At 54.2% G+C, this 18638-nt stretch carries 20 protein-coding genes; 14 read left to right on the top strand and 6 right to left on the bottom strand.

The window, feature by feature from the left end:
* The first annotated feature begins 39 nt into the window (after positions 1–39).
* The gene (locus tag G5253_RS01590) at positions 40–288 is read left to right on the top strand and encodes a hypothetical protein (protein ID WP_081043467.1); all 249 of its coding nucleotides are present in this window, start codon (positions 40–42) and stop codon (positions 286–288) included.
* Between the two features lie 55 nt (positions 289–343).
* On the opposite strand, the gene G5253_RS01585 is transcribed toward G5253_RS01590, so the two are convergent.
* Positions 344–1309, bottom strand: a complete 966-nt coding sequence (locus tag G5253_RS01585) for a hypothetical protein (protein ID WP_266133825.1) — start codon at positions 1307–1309, stop codon at positions 344–346.
* A gap of 177 nt (positions 1310–1486) precedes the next feature.
* Here G5253_RS01585 and thiI point away from each other — a divergent pair, with 177 nt between their 5' ends.
* Complete coding sequence (gene thiI / locus G5253_RS01580; RefSeq protein WP_266133826.1) at positions 1487–2935, top strand: tRNA uracil 4-sulfurtransferase ThiI; 1449 nt, start codon at positions 1487–1489, stop codon at positions 2933–2935.
* 72 nt (positions 2936–3007) lie between these two features.
* On the opposite strand, the gene G5253_RS01575 is transcribed toward thiI, so the two are convergent.
* Entirely contained in the window at positions 3008–3400 is a 393-nt protein-coding gene (locus tag G5253_RS01575) for a hypothetical protein (protein ID WP_042053183.1), read from the bottom strand.
* Positions 3401–3499: 99 nt separating this feature from the next.
* On the bottom strand, positions 3500–4132 hold the full coding sequence (locus G5253_RS01570) for a trimeric intracellular cation channel family protein (RefSeq protein ID WP_129503709.1): 633 nt from the start codon (positions 4130–4132) through the stop codon (positions 3500–3502).
* A gap of 382 nt (positions 4133–4514) precedes the next feature.
* On the opposite strand from G5253_RS01570, the gene flaA reads away from it, so the two are divergent.
* From flaA to G5253_RS01510, 12 genes are all read left to right on the top strand, one after another.
* Positions 4515–5426 carry a flagellin A gene (gene flaA, locus G5253_RS01565; RefSeq protein WP_266133827.1) on the top strand — a complete coding sequence of 304 codons (912 nt, stop codon included), beginning with the start codon at positions 4515–4517 and terminating at the stop codon, positions 5424–5426.
* Between the two features lie 580 nt (positions 5427–6006).
* Entirely contained in the window at positions 6007–6912 is a 906-nt protein-coding gene (flaB, locus tag G5253_RS01560; RefSeq protein ID WP_266133828.1) for a flagellin B, read from the top strand.
* A gap of 33 nt (positions 6913–6945) precedes the next feature.
* A complete protein-coding gene (locus G5253_RS01555; RefSeq protein ID WP_129503712.1) occupies positions 6946–7386 on the top strand; it encodes a flagellar protein FlaG in 441 nt (146 codons plus the stop codon).
* A gap of 26 nt (positions 7387–7412) precedes the next feature.
* Positions 7413–8831 (top strand): flagellar filament capping protein FliD, encoded by a 1419-nt coding sequence (fliD, locus tag G5253_RS01550; RefSeq protein WP_216954022.1) that lies wholly within the window; start codon positions 7413–7415, stop codon positions 8829–8831.
* Positions 8832–8856: 25 nt separating this feature from the next.
* A complete protein-coding gene (fliS, locus tag G5253_RS01545) occupies positions 8857–9279 on the top strand; it encodes a flagellar export chaperone FliS (RefSeq protein WP_005346697.1) in 423 nt (140 codons plus the stop codon).
* Positions 9276–9584, top strand: a complete 309-nt coding sequence (locus G5253_RS01540; protein WP_129503714.1) for a hypothetical protein — start codon at positions 9276–9278, stop codon at positions 9582–9584. Before fliS ends, G5253_RS01540 begins: the two co-directional genes overlap by 4 nt.
* 6 nt (positions 9585–9590) lie before the next feature.
* The gene (locus G5253_RS01535) at positions 9591–11675 is read left to right on the top strand and encodes a 6-hydroxymethylpterin diphosphokinase MptE-like protein (RefSeq protein ID WP_266133829.1); all 2085 of its coding nucleotides are present in this window, start codon (positions 9591–9593) and stop codon (positions 11673–11675) included.
* An 85-nt stretch (positions 11676–11760) separates the two neighbouring features.
* Entirely contained in the window at positions 11761–13380 is a 1620-nt protein-coding gene (locus G5253_RS01530; RefSeq protein WP_236323416.1) for an HAD-IIIC family phosphatase, read from the top strand.
* Complete coding sequence (locus tag G5253_RS01525; protein ID WP_266133830.1) at positions 13373–13606, top strand: acyl carrier protein; 234 nt, start codon at positions 13373–13375, stop codon at positions 13604–13606. The genes G5253_RS01530 and G5253_RS01525 overlap by 8 nt, the downstream gene beginning before the upstream one ends.
* Positions 13603–14358, top strand: a complete 756-nt coding sequence (locus G5253_RS01520; RefSeq protein WP_409012766.1) for an AAC(3) family N-acetyltransferase — start codon at positions 13603–13605, stop codon at positions 14356–14358. The genes G5253_RS01525 and G5253_RS01520 overlap by 4 nt, the downstream gene beginning before the upstream one ends.
* Entirely contained in the window at positions 14355–14762 is a 408-nt protein-coding gene (locus tag G5253_RS01515; protein WP_236323418.1) for a VOC family protein, read from the top strand. The genes G5253_RS01520 and G5253_RS01515 overlap by 4 nt, the downstream gene beginning before the upstream one ends.
* Complete coding sequence (locus G5253_RS01510) at positions 14752–16074, top strand: DUF4910 domain-containing protein (protein ID WP_236323419.1); 1323 nt, start codon at positions 14752–14754, stop codon at positions 16072–16074. The genes G5253_RS01515 and G5253_RS01510 overlap by 11 nt, the downstream gene beginning before the upstream one ends.
* Here the strand turns inward: G5253_RS01510 and G5253_RS01505 are convergent.
* The 3 genes from G5253_RS01505 to pseI are packed head-to-tail and all read right to left on the bottom strand — an operon-like array spanning position 16071 to position 18635.
* Positions 16071–16307, bottom strand: a complete 237-nt coding sequence (locus G5253_RS01505) for a hypothetical protein (protein WP_111899745.1) — start codon at positions 16305–16307, stop codon at positions 16071–16073. The two genes, G5253_RS01510 and G5253_RS01505, sit on opposite strands and share 4 nt — an antisense overlap.
* The gene (locus G5253_RS01500; protein ID WP_266133831.1) at positions 16304–17596 is read right to left on the bottom strand and encodes a motility associated factor glycosyltransferase family protein; all 1293 of its coding nucleotides are present in this window, start codon (positions 17594–17596) and stop codon (positions 16304–16306) included. Before G5253_RS01500 ends, G5253_RS01505 begins: the two co-directional genes overlap by 4 nt.
* The gene (gene pseI, locus G5253_RS01495) at positions 17589–18635 is read right to left on the bottom strand and encodes a pseudaminic acid synthase (protein ID WP_236323421.1); all 1047 of its coding nucleotides are present in this window, start codon (positions 18633–18635) and stop codon (positions 17589–17591) included. Before pseI ends, G5253_RS01500 begins: the two co-directional genes overlap by 8 nt.
* Between the last annotated feature and the right edge of the window lie 3 nt (positions 18636–18638).

Raw genomic sequence — 18638 nt, 5'->3', positions numbered from 1 at the left:
TAATTACGAATTCATTCAAATCCAATCGGGAGTTCTCTTTTGCTGCGTGTTCTGTGTCCCTTGCTGGTGCTGATGAGTTCGGGTTGTGCCACAACCAATCATGGTGATCACCATGTTTCTCCTGAACGTACCGGGTTCTATTCACCTTTCGAACCTGCTTCCGAGAGTTTTGCGCGTTGCTATCAGAAACAGTTTGCCTGTACCCCTGCCAATATCCGCCGTGACAGGGCGATGGAGGCGCGCAGGCAGGCGCAAGAGCGGGCCAATCATCGTGGTGATGATTGGTAGGCCGCAGATAACGAGAGGGGTTGGCAGATGCCAACCCCTTTTTCATTCCGCCCATTCAGCCCGGTTGGCGCAGATGGCCGAGCCGGGTGAAGAAGTGCTGGCTCTTGCGCTGGTGAAAGTGGCTCTTCTTGATGGGATGGAAGATGAGGTTGCTTTCGGGGTGGCTCGCCTTTAACTGGTGGAGCATGGCTACGGCGGGCAGGCTGGTGCTGACCAGGGTGGTGAGTGGCATGCTGAGGGTCTCGGGCCCCAGCAGTTGATTGAGCCCTTGCTGAGCCTGCTCAAAGCGAGTCTGGGCCGCCGGGTCGGCATAGCCGCTGCCCAGCATGGCGAGCAGGTTGTCGAGGGCTAGATGAAATTCGGCCAGCTGTTGGCGAAATCCGCTGCGCCCGCGCAGGGCAATCAGCTCTGCAAACGGAATGTCGGCCAGGTGAGTGGGCACTTGCAACGGGATCTCGAGATGGAAGCAATCCTGCCCGCCCCGGTTGTGGTAGCGGGATTCCAGCAGATGGAGCAGGCGGTCGAGATAGTCGTGATCGGTAATGAGCGCCCCGTCATTGGCGAGTGCCCACTCACGGGCGAGGCGCATGGAGAGCAGGTTGGCAAAGCGCCGCGCCATTCTGATCCCTCCCTCATCCCGGGTTGCAAAGCCGTGAGTCAGGCAAAAGCCGTGCAGCCGCTCCAGCCCCGCCTGATCCGGGCAGAAGCAGTCGTGGTTGGCGCCCTGGCGCCAGCGGCCAATCAGCTCCTTGTTGCCAAACACCTTGTGGCGGACGAAATCGGGGGCCACCAGGCCACTGATCTGGCTCTCCAACTGTGGAGTGATGGCGGCAAAGAAGGCGGCATCGGGCCGCTCGGCCAGCAGATCGGTCTGCTGTTGCAGGGTATCGAGCAGGGTGGTGAGGCCACTTTTTTCACTGACGGTGAAGACGAAGGCGAGCCGCTCCAGATAGAGCAGGGCAAATTTGAGCCAGAGCTCGTCGCGTACCTCCATGCCGGGGTAGTAGATATAGGTCTTCATCGGATCAGTCTGTTGTCAAAAATCTGGCGAGGCGCAGGGTCGGGAATATACGCAAGATTGGCGCTGCACGGCAAACACTGCGTGGGGGAATGTGAGCAAACGCTCATCCAGTAGGCGCTGGCCACAAAGTTCTGATATAATTCGCGCCCTTAAATCAAGGTCACCCGAGTCATTACCATGAAGTTCATTATCAAGCTGTTCCCGGAAATCACCATCAAGAGCAAGTCGGTTCGCCAGCGCTTTATCAAGATCCTGCAGGGCAATATCCGCAATGTCCTGCGCCGCTTCGACGACGATGCCCGCGTACGGATGGATTGGGACAAGCTGATCGTGAGCTCCCGCAATGACCAGTTCCGCGAGCAGGCAATCGAAGCCCTGGCCTGCATTCCCGGCATTCAGGCCTTCCTCGAGGTACAAGCCAGCAAGTTTACCGATCTGCACGACATCTTCGAGCAGGTGAAAGCCGTTTGGGGCGACCAGCTCAAGGGCAAAACCTTCTGCGTGCGCGCCAAGCGCCACGGCAAGCATGAGTTCTCCTCCCTCGAGGTTGAGCGCTATGTGGGCGGTGGACTGAACCAGCACTGCGAAAGCAATGGTGTGCGCCTCAAGAACCCGGATGTGAAGATCAACCTCGAGATCGACGGCGAGGAGCTCTTTATCGTCAGTGCTATTCATCAGGGCCTGAGCGGCATGCCCATCGCGACCCAGGAAGATGTGCTGAGTCTGCTCTCCGGCGGTTTTGACTCCGGTGTGGCTTCGTTCCAGTTCATCAAGCGCGGCTGCCGGGTGCACTACTGCTTCTTCAATCTGGGCGGTGCGGCCCACGAGATCGGCGTCAAGCAGGTGGCCTATCACCTGTGGAACCGCTTCGGTTCATCCCACCGGGTACGTTTCACTGCTGTGGACTTCGAGCCGGTGGTCGCCGAGATCCTCGAGAAGATCGACAACGGTCAGATGGGCGTGGTGCTCAAGCGGATGATGATGCGTGCTGCCGCCAAGGTGGCCGATGAATTCCAGATCCCGGCGCTGGTGACCGGTGAGTGTGTGGGTCAGGTATCCAGCCAGACTCTCACCAACCTGAACGTGATCGACCGGGTGACCGACAAGGTGATCCTGCGCCCGCTTATCACCTGGGACAAGCCGGATATCATCAGTGAAGCCCGCCGCATCGGCACCCTGGAGTTCGCCGAGACCATGCCGGAGTATTGTGGGGTCATCTCCAAAAAGCCGACTGTGAAGGCCGAGCTCTCCCGCATTGAAGAGGAAGAGGCCAATTTTGACTTCTCCATTCTGGACAAGGTGGTCTCCGAGGCCCGTTACCTTGACATTCGTCGCATTGGTGAAGAGACCGCCGCCGAGGTGCAGGAAGTGGAGACTACCGCCGAGAGCGGTGACAACGAGGTGATCCTCGATATCCGCTCCATGGACGAGCACGACGAGAAGCCATTGCTGGTGGAAGGTCGTGAAGTACTGCATATCCCCTTCTTCAAGCTGGCCACCGCCTTTGGCGATCTGCCCAAAGAGAAGACCTACCTGCTCTACTGCGATCGCGGCGTGATGAGCAAGCTGCAGGCGCTTTACCTGAAAGAGAAAGGCTTTGCCAACGTCAAAGTTTACCGTCCGTAATTTGACGCTCAATCTCCCATAAAAAATCCGGCCAATGTGCCGGATTTTTGTTTTATAGCTCGGAGCTTGGATTTATGGACAGGGAACGGGAGTGAAGGAGTGCTCCCCCAGGCAACGCCAACCCATTTCCGCTCCCCTCATTTGCCAAAGGTTATCGCTGCGATAGAGAGTCAGGATATAGAGCATGTCGTTCTTGCTGCCATCGAGGGCAACCGAGAGTACCAGATCATTATCCAGTTGCTGTGCATGGATGCGACTGGGGATGTCGCTATGACCGACAAAACGAAGTGCTACCTCACGGTAGTCATTGACCCATTTCTGATGTAGCTCGTTCGCCTGACGTATCTGCTGGTTGAACTGCTGCACTGGCGCCGATGCCAGTCGTCCAAAAACGGCTTGTGCTTCGGCATGTGCTGCTGTCACGTTCGCAAGGAGGAGAGTGGTAAGCATACCGATTTTGTGCATGAGAATATCCGGCTAACAACGACTGCTTCTATGACAACAGAAAAGCCCATTTGGTTCAACGCACAACCCACAGAGCCATATTCCACTGCGGGTGTGCTTTCAGTTGCGTTGCAGCGAGAAGGTTGGTAGCGACAGGTGCCAGTAGATAGCAGCTACCCGCAAACCGAACACGGCTGTCATACAGATGAGCATGGCGGTTACTCTGTCCATATTCGCCTCCAGTGCCAGGGTGTAGAGGATTCCGCCCAAAATGCAGGCTGTTGCATAGATCTCTTTTTGCAACACCATAGGCACTTCCCTGGCCAGTACATCACGGATCATGCCGCCTGCTACCCCTGTCATGGTCCCCATCAGCACAGCGATCAGTCCCGGGGTACCGAAGTTGAGGGCTTTTTGCGCCCCAATCACCGTAAAGAGGGCCAACCCGAAGGCATCCGCGACGGGCAGTACATACCAGGGCATTCTGCGGGGCAGTTTGACCATCCACATCCCGATCAGCGCCGTTGCAATGACCACCCAGATATAGAGAGGATCGCGAACCCAGAACACCGGGGTTGCTCCCAGGATCATGTCGCGGATGGTGCCACCGCCGATGGCGGTGACTGCCGCCAACACCATGACGCCAAATCCGTCCATTCTGAGCCGGCCCGCCACCAGAACCCCTGAAAACGCGAATACCGCAGTACCAAACATGTCGCTGATGTAAACAATCTGCTCAACCAGTGTCTGCATGGAAAACAACTCACGCCAAATTGTTGATGGGGCCGCGATTTTAGGGGCTGGAGAGCCCAATCGCCAACTGTGCTCGACAAAATTGAGAGTCGACACCGCTTTTTTCTCGCATCATGGACAGGGAGGGGCTCGAGTGTGCCTGTTTACCTCCTTGTTGGAGGAGGGGCGCGATGAGTTTCTGCCACGTTTTAGTGGGCGTTTTTTTCCTTAAGTTTATCCCCGACCTGTCGATATATAGGGTAAGCGGCGTTAACGTGATGAAGCGTTGAAAAAAATGCTAAAGACATCGAAAAACGGGCCGTTAAATAAGACGCATCGGGCACAGAAAATAATAAAGCCAGAGCAAATAGAAGAGTAAATTTAATAGCTTAGGAGAATAGTCATGGGCCTTTATATCAACACTAACGTTTCATCACTCAACGCTCAGCGTAACCTGATGAACACGACCAAATCACTGGATACATCCTACACTCGACTGGCATCCGGTCTGCGTATCAACAGCGCCAAAGACGATGCCGCCGGCCTGCAAATTGCCAACCGTTTGACCTCTCAAATCAATGGGTTGGATCAGGGTAACCGTAATGCTAATGACGGCATCTCCGTTGCACAGACCGCAGAAGGCGCCATGGATGAAATCACCTCCATGCTGCAACGGATGCGGACCCTGGCACAGCAATCTGCCAACGGCTCCAACAACACAGATGACCGTACCGCGCTGCAGCAAGAGTACACTCAGCTGATGACTGAGATCGACCGGGTAGCCAAAGATACCACCTTCGGTGGCCAGAACCTGCTCAATGGCGGCTATGTGGGGTCTTTCCAGGTGGGGGCCGATGCAGGTCAGACCATCACTTTCCGGATGACCACCGCCTTTAGTATCTCTGGAATGGCATCGGCCACGAAAGGCAGTGCAACAGTCACCACAACAACAACTGGTGAGCCCTATTCTGTGACGAAGAACGTGAGCGGCACAGTGACCACTACAAGCATTGGAACTATTACCACTGCCAAGGATGCACAATCCGCTATGGCTAACTTGGACTACATGATAAAGGTGGTCGACAGTAAACGAGCCGAGTTGGGGGCAGTCCAAAACCGGTTTGACTCGACCATTCGCAACCAGGCGAACGTCTCCGAAAATGTCAGTGCCGCGCGTTCACGTATTCGTGATGCAGACTTTGCCACCGAGACTGCGAACCTGACCAAGCAGAATATCTTGCAACAGGCTGCCTCGACCATACTGTCACAGGCAAACCAGCGTCCCCAGTCAGCCCTTTCATTGCTGCAAGGCTAACAAAAGAAAACAGGGCGGTTGTTCAGGCCGCCCTGGTCAAGAGATGGAACAAAGGGGTGTTCGGTTCGCACTCTGTTCTATCGGGAGAGATATAATTCTCTAGTAGTAATGCCAAGTGTTGTCCAGCTGTTCAGTTCTGTCACGCTTGGTCATATTCTCCTGAGCATATGCTCATGTTTAGGCCGGTTTACCGGCCTCTTTTTATTGTGTCGTCAAATCGACGTCACTCTACCCAACCTAAGCACAAACCATGCCACAAAAATAATCCTGTCACACCATCCTGCAACCCCTCTATTACGTCTTGCACTATGTTTGCCATCTGGCTTTTCCTTGCCATGTACCGGAGAAAAATTGCCGCATTAGGCAACAATTTTCCTAAAGATTGTATCTGCACTGCCGTTAAACAAGGTGAAGCAATCGAGGGGTGTTCGGAATCCAACGTTTGCACTACTGCGGGTGACCTGTCCGTTCAAACAGACACCCGCCAGAAGACTCAGGCTCGTTCAACCTGTTCTTCTAACGGTGGGACGCCGCATTGGCGGCGCAACCCGCAGTCGCATGTTCTTCGGGAGAATATTTTATGGCCATGTACATTAACACTAACGTTTCATCACTGAACGCCCAGCGTAACTTGATGAACACCAACAAGTCGCTGGATACCTCCTATACCAGGTTGGCATCCGGTCTTCGTATCAACACAGCCAAGGATGATGCTGCCGGTCTGCAGATTTCCAACCGTTTGACTTCACAGGTTAACGGGTTGGATCAAGGTAACCGTAACGCTAACGATGGTATTTCAGTGGCACAAACTGCAGAAGGTGCGATGGATGAAGTGACCACCATGTTGCAACGGATGCGTACTTTGGCTCAGCAATCAGCGAATGGTTCCAACAACACAGATGATCGTGTTGCTTTGCAGCAGGAATATGATCAACTGACGACTGAGATCAATCGTATCTCAGGCGATACCACTTTTGGTGGTCAGAAGCTGCTTGATGGCACTTATAAGGGGTCCTTCCAGGTAGGTGCAGATGCAGGACAAACAATTACTTTCAAGATGACATCTGCTTTCACGATCAAGGGTATTGCATCTGCGACAAAAGGAAGTGCCACAGTAACTACCACTACCACAGGTGAGCCTTATACGATTGGTAAAACAACTACTGCGGTTACTACAGCAAGTGTCAGCAGTATTAAAACAGCTAAAGATGCCCAGACAGCCATGGCCAACCTTGATTTCATGATCAAGGCGGTCGACAGCAAGCGGGCAGAGCTGGGTGCGGTGCAGAACCGGTTTGACTCCACCATTCGCAACCAGTCCAACGTCTCTGAAAACCTGAGCGCAGCACGTTCTCGTATCCGTGACGCAGACTTTGCAACCGAGACCGCTAATCTGACCAAGCAGAACATTCTGCAACAGGCTGCTTCCAGCATCCTGGCTCAAGCCAACCAAAGACCGCAATCAGCCCTGTCCCTGCTGGGTTAACAGGCTGTGATGAGATAAAAAAGGAGCGACGATATGGCCAATGAAATTGGAATTCCGTCATCGGTCACTCCTTCTTCTCTTCAGTCAAGTAGCAAGAGCGGCCAGTCGGCCGCTCAAGTGCTATCTGGCACAGCAGAAGAGCAGCGGGGGACGGCAAAGGACATGGAAAAGCAACAGGGGCTGCCTGAGCAGGAGAGGGCTGGCAAGCCGAAGATTTCAGACAAGGAAATTGAGAAAGGGGTACAAAACTTGCAAGAGTTCAGTCAGTTGCAAGGATGGACCGTCAATTTCAGTGTTGAAAAGGAACTGGAGCAGGTTGTTATCAAGGTTATGGATGCCGATACCAAATCAATGATCCGTCAGATACCAAGCGAAGAGTTGCTGGCTATCAGCAAACGAATCCAGGCTCTGCGCGAAGGTGATGTGATTGGCGGTGGCTCTCGAGTCGGGTTATTGCTTGATAAAGAGATTTAATAGTTACGTTTGCGAGGAGAGTGAGTATGGCTACTATTACGTCTGCTGGTGCGGGCTCTGGACTGGACTTGGAGTCTGTCATCGCTGCAAGCGTTGATGCCAAAAAGGCGCAGCTGTTGCAGCCAATTACCACCAAAAAGACCAACGCCCAGATCACTCTCTCAGGGGTAGGCCAGCTGAAGTCAGCGATCGCGACTTTTGTCACCACTCTGCAGGCTATGTCAAAGGATGACGCGTTTAACAAACGTGCGATAAACATCACCCAGGATAAAGATAATCCGGTTCTCAAGGTGGAGAGCAAGAGTGGCGCTTCCAACGGGCAATATGACATCAGTGTCGAAAAATTGGCGAAGACCAGCAAATTTGAAGGTAGTTTCGCCTCTTCTACCACGCCCATGATCACTCAAGATGGCACCCTGACATTCAAGGCAGGTGACAAGACCTTTGATGTGGATGTTAAAGCAGGGGATTCACTCCAGTCCATTCGCAAGCGGATCAACAATGATAGTGACAACTTTGGTCTTAGCGTCAATATCATGAATACCTCCGATGGCAAGGCGGCCCTTGTGATTGACTCCGGTGTCAGTGGAACAGGTAAAGATCTGCAGATAACCGGCAGTACACCTGAACTGACTGACAATTTCATCTCCAAGCTGACCCAGAAGCAACAAGCCCGTGATGCCGAGATAAGCGTGGATGGCAATAAATTGACCAGTGCGACCAACACCTTTGATGGCACCATTGTGGGTCTCAAGATTACGGTGTTGAAAGAGTCGGAGAGCACCACTACCACGAACCCGAGTGATGGTACCGTGACGACCACTTACAAGCCAAACAGAGTGGATGTGACGACAGACAAGGCTGGCATCAAGACCATGGTGCAGAGCTTCATCGATGGCTATAACGCTCTGGTGAAGAAGAGCACCGATCTGGGCAAACGCAGCTCTATCGTGGCCGGTGTCAGCCAGAATGATGGTGGAGCCCTGGCGGGGGATGCGACGACCAAGGCTGTGACCAACCTGATGAGTGGCACCGTCACCGAGCCTTCTAACAACTCTTCGACCTTCTCTACCATCTTTCAGTTGGGGGTCAAGATGGACAACAAGGGAGTGCTCTCACTTGATTCGACGAAATTCGATGAAGCGGTCGAGAAGAACTTCGACCAGGTAGTGGCTGTATTTGGTGGCAAGGACGGTGTTGCTGGCAAGTTGGCCAGCCAGCTTGAGACCTACTCCAAGACAGGGGGACTGCTTGCCAAGCGGGAAGAGACACTCAATTCTGATCTGCGTGATGTCAACCGCAAACAAGCAGATGTCGCGGCGCAGCTCACCAAGTATGAAGAGACGTTGAGGGCACGCTACGGCAGTCTGGATACCTTGCTGGCCAAGATGAACAAATCTGCCTCCTATCTCAACCTGCTCAATACCAACAACAAAACCAGTTAATTTGTAGTCAGGAGCTGAGTCTCGTATGTATCGAAAAACGATCAAGGCCTATACAACCCAGAGTTTGCAGTCTGAGCTGGCAGTGGCGGATCCCTATCGCGTGATCCAGTTATTGATGCAAGGGTGTCTCGAACGTCTCGCTCAGGCTCGCGGTGCAGTCGAGCGTCGCGATTTCGAGGGTAAGTCCCAATCTATCTCCAAGACGCTGGCCATTATCAATGGTCTGCAAGATTCACTTGATCTCTCTTATGGCAAGGTCCCCGAAGACCTGTTCGCACTTTATGACTATATGAAAGTGCGCATGATGGATGCCAGCCGTGACATGGATGTAGGCGCCATTGATGAAGTGATGAACCTGATGCTGACGGTCAAGAGCGGTTGGGATGCCATCCCTGTCGATGAGCGAGACAAGGCGCTGGCACAGCAAAAGGTAGGCAGACCGGCATGAATGAGGTCAATAGTACTTCTGTGTCTGCCTTGATGAGACAGGGCGAGCAGTTGCAGTCTCTACTGGTGCAAGGTGAGCTGGTTGCAGCAGAACAGCTGGCTGAACTTTATCTGCATGCTCTGGAAGAGGTATTCGGGTCACTGCCTTGGGGAGAGACACTCAATGTGGAACAGCGGCAGGCACTGATGCAGTTCCAGCTTATTTATGATTGGGTGGGTCAGGAAAAGCAGCAGGCTGAAGCACAATTACGACAATTCTCCCAGGCCGGACGTGCATCCGGTCTTTACAAGCTGAATGCAGGTTAGTCTGACATGGATATCCATCACAAGATTCATGATGTAGAAAGTGAACTGGCACGCCTGGCTCTGCAAAAGCAGCAGGAGGCCGCCATGCTGGAAGTACTCCCCGTTCGTTATGAACTCAATATGGCTGCGTTTGCCAAATACATGCCCGCCATTCATGACTTTTTCAAGGAGTACCAGCCTGCCAGGCCTTTTCGTTTCTTCTGTAATGAAAACGGCGTTCCCAATATTCTGTGGCTCGACGAGGGTATCTCGCTTTATGGGGATGATCCATTTAGCGAGGTTCAGTCGCAGATTGCCGAGGTCATTGAACACAGTGTCTTGCAGTGCATCGATTTTGTGCCCCAGTGGTATATCGATGGCCAAATCCATATCAAATACAACAATGAAATCTCCAAATTAAAAGAGAAGTCAGCTCTGGAAGGGTTGCTTCTAAAGGCAGCATTACATACCGATATTCCTCTGGCACTGATGTATGGCATTGGTTTGGGCTACCAGCTCGGTTGCTTGTATGAACAGTGCAAGATCAAGAATCTGTTTGCTTTCGAGCCTGATCTTGACATGTTTTACGCCTCGCTCTTCTGTTTTGATTGGCATCAGCTGCTCGCCTACATGGAGGAGGAGTCGATCAGTCTGCACCTCTTTATCGGTGTTGACGAGCGATTGCTGGTCGCTGACATGATGGAGGCGCTGCATCGCAAGGGGGCATTCTGGTCGGCAAGCTATTTCTCGTTCTGTCATTACCATTCCCCCAAGCTGCACGCCTTGATAACACAGGTGGAAAGGGAGTTCTATCTGCTCAAAACGGGGTGGGGGTTCTTTGATGACAACATCTATGCACTTGCCCATAGCCACACCCATCTGCAAGACGGCACCCCCTTTCTGAAACGGTGGCGCGATAGCCGTGCCTTCGAGCAGATCCCTGTCTTTGTGGTTGGCAATGGCCCCTCGCTGGATCAGAGCATCGAGTTCATCCGGCAGCATCAGCAGCAGGCAATCATTATCGCCTGCGGTACTGCGGTCAGTGCACTCTACAAAGCTGGCGTAAAACCGGATATCTACGTTGCAGTGGAGCGCACCAAGAGCTCAGCCGATTTTCTGAGCATTCTCAATGCCGATGACTTTATCAAGGACACCGTGTTTCTGAGCGTTGATGTCATTCACCCTGAATGCAAGCGCTTCTTTCGTAAAACAGGGTTGGCGTTCAAGCCCAACGAGCCAATGTTCTCCATGCTGATTAGCGCATTTGGTCAGGCATTCGAGTACGATACTATCGAATTTTCCAACCCGTTCGTCGGTAATACCGGCCTCAATTATGCGGCCTTGCTTGGCTTCAAGCAGGTATATCTGTTTGGCATAGACAATGGCTATAAAACAGCCGGACAGCATCACTCCAGCCTGAGTCTCTATTACAACGACAAGCAAGAGGCGAAATACGAGGAAAATTTAAAGGATACTTTCCCGGCACCGGGTAACTTTGGCGACGAAGTGCGTATCAACCATCTATTTGGGCTAGCCATTCATAATATGGCCAGTGTATTGCGTGATTATCCCGAGATGCAGTGCGTCAACAGTAGTGACGGCGCTTATATAGAAGGGGCAATCCCTCGTCGTGTTGAATCGTTGCAACCTGAATGGCCGGTACTCGACAAAATCCCGCTCATGGATGAAGTGATGGCCACTTGTTTCCAGTCCTTTGACATGAGCAGCGTTGATTTCGCTGCTGCATTGCAGGTGCCGCTGTTCGTTGAGCTGGTAGACAAGTTACGCGATGACTGGCGCCAGGTAGCCTGTGAACACAATGCGGTATTGGCCATGATGCAACGCCATCACGACTATCTGCTCTATCTGCTGATGAGCCGCGAATCACATCTCTATCGTGTGTTGATTGGTTCAATTAACTATTTCTACGCCAATATCATCAGCCTAATGATGGCGCAGGTGACAGCAGAACCCGAGGTGCTGGCGGGCAAGATAAAAGAGGCGCAGGCAATTCTGGAGTTATTCTTCGAGGATAGCAAAGTGATGTATGCCGATGCGTTCGATGGCCATGATACCACCTACTTTACCGGCCTGGATGTGTTCAAGCGTTAGTCCTTGAATCGGATGGGGATGACACTGTTCATCTCCATTCCCTAACAGTATGATATAGAAGTATTTAATCCTTTCAGGTGCATATATGGCCACCCTTTCCCTGGCATCCACCGCATTTCTCATGCCCGGTAATGTGGCATGGGCTCCTTTGGCCCGACATGCACAGTTGCAATTTTGTCCTCAAGGTCAATGGCAGCCGATGGCCGCTTGTGACGGACATCTGGTGCTCTGGTTTTGGGAACAACTGCTGACCGACAGCGAATGCCGGCATTGGCACACCTTGGCTGAACCTGCATTGTCCGAAACCATCGACACCTGGTTGGAAGCATTGCTCTCGCCACTGCGGGGGCTCCCTCATCTTTATCTCGGTGCTTGTTCACTGCAAGGAGGCAGTGTGAGTGGCGCTCTTCACCCCTGGATGATGCAGCTGGATATCTGTTTTACCCGAGCACTTGCACGTCACCATATTAGGGATTTGGGGCTGGGTCGCTGGCTCTTTGAGCAGGGGCGAGCCCATTGTGTGGACGAGCGTAATCGTTACCTTCTTTCTTGTCCTCTCTCGATGCACGGCTTGACCAGCCTTGCCGACTGGATTGCCGCGCGTTGGATGCTTGATCAGGCGCCGATACGCAAGGTGCTGGTGCTCGATTGTGACAATACCCTATGGGGGGGGGTAGTGGGTGAAGAGGGGTTGACTGGCCTGTACCTTGGTCAGGACGGTCTCGGCAAACTCTATCAGTCGTTTCAGGATGCGGCGCTCTATTGGTATCAGCGTGGCGTGTTATTGGCATTGTGCTCTAAAAACGAGCCTGCAGATGTTTGGCTGGTGTTTGAGAAGCATGGCGCCATGAGACTCAAAAGGCGAAATTTTGCAGCGTCTGCCATTGGTTGGGGCTCTAAATCTCAAGGTTTGCGACATATTGCTGCCAGCCTCAATCTGGGGCTTGAGGCCTTGGTCTTCTGGGATGATTCCCCCCTGGAAAGGGCCGAAGTTCGCCATGCACTGCCACAAGTCGATGTCATTGAACCACCAGCAGATATTTGGGTATGGCCTACAACCTTGCTCACTTATGGGGGGTTCTCGCGTACCTTCAGTGGTGATGACGCTGTTCGTCAGGCCTCCTATCTGGCATTGGCAGATGCCGCCCGGTTACGTAGCGAGGTTGGCAGTGAACAACATTTTCTCGCCTCCTTGTCGTTGCGTGCGGCGATACAGCCGTTGGCGGTGGATAACCTTGCTCGTGCCGAGCAGATCATCCATAAAACCAACCAGTTTAATCTCTCCTGTCAGCGATATGAGGCGAGCGAGCTCAAACGGCTGGCGCAGTCTGGCTGGTGCTGGCTAGTGTCGTTGCAGGATCGCTTTGCCGATCATGGTTTGGTTGGCTTGGTGCTGATCATAAACCTCACGCCCAAACTGGCATTGCTCGATACGCTGGCTCTGAGTTGCAGAGTGTTGTCCAGAGGGCTCGAATATTGGTTACTGGATAGAGTCTCGGCTGCATTGCGCGAGGCGGGGATCGAGCGCTTGGTTATTGGCTCGAACCGTTGTGCTCGTAATGAACCTGCGCTGACATGGTTGGCATCCCTGTCGTTGACTCCCTGTGATAATCCAGATCCCGCCCGTTTTTCCCATGAGCATTACCATAGTCTGGCGCTCGAACAGCTGAATTTGCCTTTTTTGGAGTTTTATCACGATGACTGATCTCTTCACTCTGTTGGAACAGCAGTTTCCTTCTGCAACCGTCACGCGAGACGACTATCAGTTGGGACTTGGGGCCTTTCCGGAATGGGATTCGCTCGGCCATTTCAATTTTCTGCTGCTGGTTGAACAGACGTTCTCGGTACGCTTCGAGCCTGAAGAGCTGGCGAAGATGAAACAGCTTCAGGATATTCGTGAGGCGCTGTTGCGTCGTGGTCTTGCCCTGTGATTGAAGCTCTCTCTCATATTCTTGGCTCCCTCGGGATCGCACGAGGGAGCGCTATAATGGTTCACTCTGACGCCATGGCTGTGGCCCAGTTTCCAGGACGGGGCAATGAAGCCGGCATACATGCTTTTTGGCTCGGAATGCAGGAGTGGCTTGGAAACGAGGGCACTCTGCTGGTGCCAACATTCACGTATAGCCTGACTCGTCAGACCTGTTTCGACAGGGCGACGTCTCCCAGTGAAGTGGGCCTGATGACGGAGCTGTTTCGCACTCTGCCAGGGGGTGCGCGGACCCGCGATCCTATCTTCAGCGTTGCGGTATGGGGAGCGGGGCGTGACCAGGTGGTTGCAGCAGGGGGTCATGACTGCTTTGGTGAAGAGAGCCCCTTCGCCTGGTTGGCGGCCCACGATGGCTGGATTGCCGGTTTTGCCTGTCATCCCGATCGCATTACCTTCACCCACTATGTCGAGCAGCAACTAGGTGTCGATTATCGCTTTATGAAGCGCTTTGAGGGTGAAGTCTGCGATGGCGGTGCTGTGCGCCCCTGGTATTGTGACTACTTTGTGCGAAGACTCGATCTGGCCAGCGAGATAGATCTTTCCCGTCTGGTTGAAGCTCTTAAAAGTCAAAACAAGTGGCATCAGGGGTTATTTGGCCGGTTACCGGTCTGGGCGGTTCGTTGCGCCGACTTTGCTGCGGTGGCCAAACAACTGATAGCAGAGCATCCCCATGCTCTTATCCGGGAGGGGGCATGAAACTGCATCATATCGGGTTGGTGGTATCCGAGCTTGAGCTCGGGGTTTGCTATTGCCGCGAGACCCTCCGGATTTCCCGATTTAGCGAGCCGGTGCTTGATCCCTTGCAGCGGGTACATATCTGTTTTGCATACGATGATGCCGGGATTTGCTACGAATTGATTGCCCCGGCCGGTGACGATAGCCCGGTCAGCCAGGCGTTACGTACGCGCCATAACCTGCTCAATCATCTGGCCTATGAAGTGGCAGATATAGCGATGGCAGCCGAACGACTTCGGGCTCAGCGCCACCTTCCCCTCGGGCCCAGCCAGCCGGCGATCGCCTTTGGCGGCGCCCACGTTCAATTTTTCCTAAGCCCGCTTGGGCACATTGTCGAATTGGTTCAGCATACCCATGACTCCTGACACGGATTTTTTACCTGCAGACTGGCAAGACCCGACGCAGATTGGCCAGGCCATGTATGATCTGGCGGCGCGCCTTTATCCTATCAATCGCAGCCTGACCGGTAATGGCGTTCGAGAAAGCCTGGCATTGCTATGCCATTGCCTGCCGGAGTTGCAGGTTCACGAAGTGCCGACCGGTACTGAGTGTTTTGACTGGCAAGTGCCTGAAGAATGGAACGTACGCGAGGCTTACATAGTGGGGCCGGATGGGCGTCGGGTAGTCGATTTTCGCGATCACAATCTGCATCTGGTGGGGTATTCAGAGCCTGTTGATACGATTCTGTCCCTGGAAGAACTGCAGCTGCACCTGCACTCCTTACCGGAGTTGCCTGATGCCATTCCTTATGTCACTTCCTACTACCGGCGTCGGTGGGGCTTTTGTCTGACTCACAGGGTTCGTGAACAGTTGCAGCCAGGGCAGTACCGGGTAGTGATCGATGCGACGCTTGCTCCGGGGTCACTGACTTATGCCGATATGTGTTTGGCAGGAGAGAGCAAGCAAGAGATCCTGCTGTCAAGCTATCTTTGCCATCCATCCATGGCCAACAACGAGCTTTCGGGTCCCTTGGTCGGTGTGTTTTTGATGGCCTGGCTCGCCAGTATGCCGCGTCGCCGGTATAGCTATCGCCTCATATTAGTGCCTGAAACGCTGGGCGCCATTGTGTACCTGTCACGCCATCTGGCATACCTCAAGGCACAGACGCTGGCGGGGTTCAACCTCTCTTGTCTTGGGGATGAACGTGGTTACTCCTATTTGCCCTCACGCCGTGGTGGCACATTGGCTGACAGAGCCGCATTGCACGCTCTTGCCCACATTGACCCGGGATTTCATCGTTTCAGCTTTCTGGACCGAGGTTCCAATGAGCGTCAGCTGTGCGCTCCCGGGGTTGACCTGCCGATCGCCTCGATTATGCGCACAAAATATGGTTGTTACCCTGAGTATCACACCTCGCTTGATGATCTCTCTCTCATCACGCCCGCTGGCTTGGCGGGAGGCTTTATGGCTGTGCGCAGGGCAATTGAATGTATTGAGCTGGATGGACGTTATCGAGTAACGGTGCTTTGCGAACCACAAATGGGCAAGCGCGGTCTCTATCCGGATCTGTCGACCCGCTGGTCAGGATGGGCTGTGCGAGACATGATGAACCTGCTTGCTTACAGTGATGGAGAGATGACCCTGTTCGAGATTGCCGAGACGATCCACATTCCATTCTGGCAAGCCCGCCAGCTGGCAGACATGTTGCTTGAAGCGGACTTGCTCAGTCCAGTCTAGGTGCTTAACAGAGCTGCCAGCTCACCTTCCAGCCAATCGGCTAATCCAAGCCAGTCATTGCGCTCTTGACATGCCAGCAATGCGGCAATGATTCTGGCTGCCTCGCTGCGATGTTCGTGTGGGAGCGCCAGCAAAACCTGTTCGAGTAAATCAGGAAGGGTCAGAGCACTCTCCACATGGTGGCCGAGCCGAAAACGGTGGGCGAGTGTGATGCAATGGTGTTTGAGCGTCATGATACAAAGTCCGGATGATATTCACTGCCGAGCAGAGCAGCACCATCTCGGCTGCTGTTCCAGAAATGAACTTCGGGATGGGCTGCCATATAGCGTTCTAGCTCAATTTGATAGGTTGTGAAGTTGGGATTGGTGCTGACCCGGTTCCCATGACCATCCACGACCCAGCTCAGTGCCTGACTGGCGCTGGGGCCGAGAGCTCCGTCTTGCCAGCCGGCATGGGTCTGGCCACCGGGGAAGGCAAAATCGCAACCAAGCAGGAGTACCTCAGTGCATCCGATTTGTACTGCCAGATCGACGGTCGGATGAATGACGCTTCCTCCCTGATGCAGGGTTCCCTTGGGATGTTTGCGAGCCAGCGTTGCATACATGGGACTGACTGAGTAGGTGGTAAGCCGTGGGCCTGGCCAAGCATTCAGAGTGTCGGATGGTACCATGGGCGCGTAGACAAGAGGGACTGTATCCAACCCTGCCCCTGGCAACCTGTCTGGGGTAAGCGCATCATCAATACTGACCACTAAATGAGGCGCAAGGCCATAACTGCGTAACGAAACCAGCGCTGTATCGACGCAAATCACCAGCCAGTCGGGATGATGTGCCAGCCAGCCAGCCAGTTTTGGCAGATGTTGTGCTAGGGTGGGTCCACTGGCGATGACCAGTGCACTGCTATCAGGACGAGAGCCAAATAGAGAACTCACGTCACCATCTTTTGCCACCAGAGACATATTCTCAGCCAGCCGGCTTAAGATCCGTGGCGATGCAGGATCAAAGCGTTGGCGAGTGTACCCGGCCAGTATCTCGCTAATCAAACGCCCACGAATGCGGCAGGCCGCATCTTCGGCCAGCTCCAGTTCGCTGGGGAGGGCGAAGAAGGGGAGGACAATCTCCTGTTCATCGGCCGCGAGGCTCAGCTCTACCCGGGGGTCTTGCAGCCACTCGTCGTGCTCGAGCAAGGCCAGCACCAGAGTGAAGAGATTGTGGTGCATGATATGGACATGGAGGGTTTCTAACCGGTTGCGTGTCAGCAGCACCTTCTGCAGATCGCCGAGTCCGGTGCCATAAAGGTGCAGCACGGGTACATCGGGAAGAGTTGCCGCTTGCAGTTCGGCCTCCTTCACCCGGTCGTGCCGGCTGGTGAGTTGGATGCCATTGACTAGCAGTGTGCTGCTGAGGCCTTCACACAACTCCACCTGCAGATCGCCCAACTGTGCCACCGTGAGGTGGGCAGCAAGCTGTGGCCAACGCTGTTCGATTATCGCCAGATGGTGGCGCAGCAGATCTTCATTCATCTTGTGCAATCCAATCCCAGTTGAGAGGCTGATTGGCTGCCATGTCGCGGTTGACCCGCTTGCCGATGAGCCGATCGTAATCGGCCGGGGGCAGGCCGAGGGCGGGGCGCACCGACTTGATATGCTCTGCGGTGAGCACCTCGCCAGCTGCCATCTCCTTGACCAGATAGAGGGAGCGGCGAAAAGCGCGGTTACCCTGTTCACTGGCTGTGAGCTGGTAATCGGCCACTCCGAGGGCGGCATGGGCGGTATTGACCGAGGTTACCAGTTCGGTAAGTTCCGCCGGCTCCATGGAGAAGGCGCAATCCGGCCCGCCGTCGGCGCGGGCCAGGGTGAAGTGTTTCTCGATAAGGGTGGCCCCGAGCGCGGTAGCGGCGATGGCCGTGGCCGACCCCAGGGTGTGATCGGAGAGCCCCACCTCGACCCCGAAGCGTTGGCGCAACATGGGGATGGTACGCAGGTTATATTCGGCCGCCGGCGCCGGATAGCCGCTGACGCAGTGCAGCATCGCCAGCTGGCCGTTGCCGTGCTTGAGTGCCATCTCGACCGCGGCGGCGATCTCGGCTTCGTTCGCCATGCCGGTGGACATGATGAGCGGCTTGCCGGTCTGGGCGGCGTAGCGGATGAGGGGCAGATCCACCAGCTCGAAGGAGGCGATCTTGTAGGCCGGGCAGTCGAGGGATTCCAGCAGATCTACCGCGCTGAAGTCGAACGGACTGCTAAAGACCGTCAGTTCCAGCTCGCGCCCCTTGGCAAACAGCGCTTGGTGCCATTCCCACGGGGTATGTGCCCACTCATAAAGATCGTAGAGGCTGTGGCCATCCCACAAACCGCCATGGATCTGAAATTCCGGTCGATCACTTTTGAGGGTGATGGTATCCGGGCGGTAGGTTTGCAGCTTGACGGCGCTGGCACCCGCTGCCTTAGCGGCGGTCATAATGGCTAGGGCGCGGTCCAGATTGCCATTGTGGTTGGCCGACAGTTCGGCAATCACATAGGGAGCCTGTTCTTGGTTGATGGAGCGATGATCGATCTGCATCTG

Origin of the sequence: Aeromonas sp. 602658 (genome assembly GCF_049173005.1) — a bacterium.
GTDB classification, from domain to species: Bacteria; Pseudomonadota; Gammaproteobacteria; order Enterobacterales; family Aeromonadaceae; genus Aeromonas; species Aeromonas veronii_A.
This window is presented reverse-complemented; position numbering and strand designations above follow the sequence as displayed.

Excerpts from the sequence above, each read along its gene's own strand:
- G5253_RS01585 (WP_266133825.1), bottom strand. The coding sequence starts at position 1,309 with ATGAAGACCTATATCTACTACCCCGGCATGGAGGTACGCGACGAGCTC.
- thiI (WP_266133826.1), top strand. The coding sequence starts at position 1,487 with ATGAAGTTCATTATCAAGCTGTTCCCGGAAATCACCATCAAGAGCAAG.
- G5253_RS01575 (WP_042053183.1), bottom strand. The coding sequence starts at position 3,400 with ATGCACAAAATCGGTATGCTTACCACTCTCCTCCTTGCGAACGTGACA.
- G5253_RS01570 (WP_129503709.1), bottom strand. The coding sequence starts at position 4,132 with ATGCAGACACTGGTTGAGCAGATTGTTTACATCAGCGACATGTTTGGT.
- flaA (WP_266133827.1), top strand. The coding sequence starts at position 4,515 with ATGGGCCTTTATATCAACACTAACGTTTCATCACTCAACGCTCAGCGT.
- flaB (WP_266133828.1), top strand. The coding sequence starts at position 6,007 with ATGGCCATGTACATTAACACTAACGTTTCATCACTGAACGCCCAGCGT.
- G5253_RS01555 (WP_129503712.1), top strand. The coding sequence starts at position 6,946 with ATGGCCAATGAAATTGGAATTCCGTCATCGGTCACTCCTTCTTCTCTT.
- fliD (WP_216954022.1), top strand. The coding sequence starts at position 7,413 with ATGGCTACTATTACGTCTGCTGGTGCGGGCTCTGGACTGGACTTGGAG.
- fliS (WP_005346697.1), top strand. The coding sequence starts at position 8,857 with ATGTATCGAAAAACGATCAAGGCCTATACAACCCAGAGTTTGCAGTCT.
- G5253_RS01540 (WP_129503714.1), top strand. The coding sequence starts at position 9,276 with ATGAATGAGGTCAATAGTACTTCTGTGTCTGCCTTGATGAGACAGGGC.
- G5253_RS01535 (WP_266133829.1), top strand. The coding sequence starts at position 9,591 with ATGGATATCCATCACAAGATTCATGATGTAGAAAGTGAACTGGCACGC.
- G5253_RS01530 (WP_236323416.1), top strand. The coding sequence starts at position 11,761 with ATGGCCACCCTTTCCCTGGCATCCACCGCATTTCTCATGCCCGGTAAT.
- G5253_RS01525 (WP_266133830.1), top strand. The coding sequence starts at position 13,373 with ATGACTGATCTCTTCACTCTGTTGGAACAGCAGTTTCCTTCTGCAACC.
- G5253_RS01515 (WP_236323418.1), top strand. The coding sequence starts at position 14,355 with ATGAAACTGCATCATATCGGGTTGGTGGTATCCGAGCTTGAGCTCGGG.
- G5253_RS01510 (WP_236323419.1), top strand. The coding sequence starts at position 14,752 with ATGACTCCTGACACGGATTTTTTACCTGCAGACTGGCAAGACCCGACG.
- G5253_RS01505 (WP_111899745.1), bottom strand. The coding sequence starts at position 16,307 with ATGACGCTCAAACACCATTGCATCACACTCGCCCACCGTTTTCGGCTC.
- G5253_RS01500 (WP_266133831.1), bottom strand. The coding sequence starts at position 17,596 with ATGAATGAAGATCTGCTGCGCCACCATCTGGCGATAATCGAACAGCGT.
- pseI (WP_236323421.1), bottom strand. The coding sequence starts at position 18,635 with ATGCAGATCGATCATCGCTCCATCAACCAAGAACAGGCTCCCTATGTG.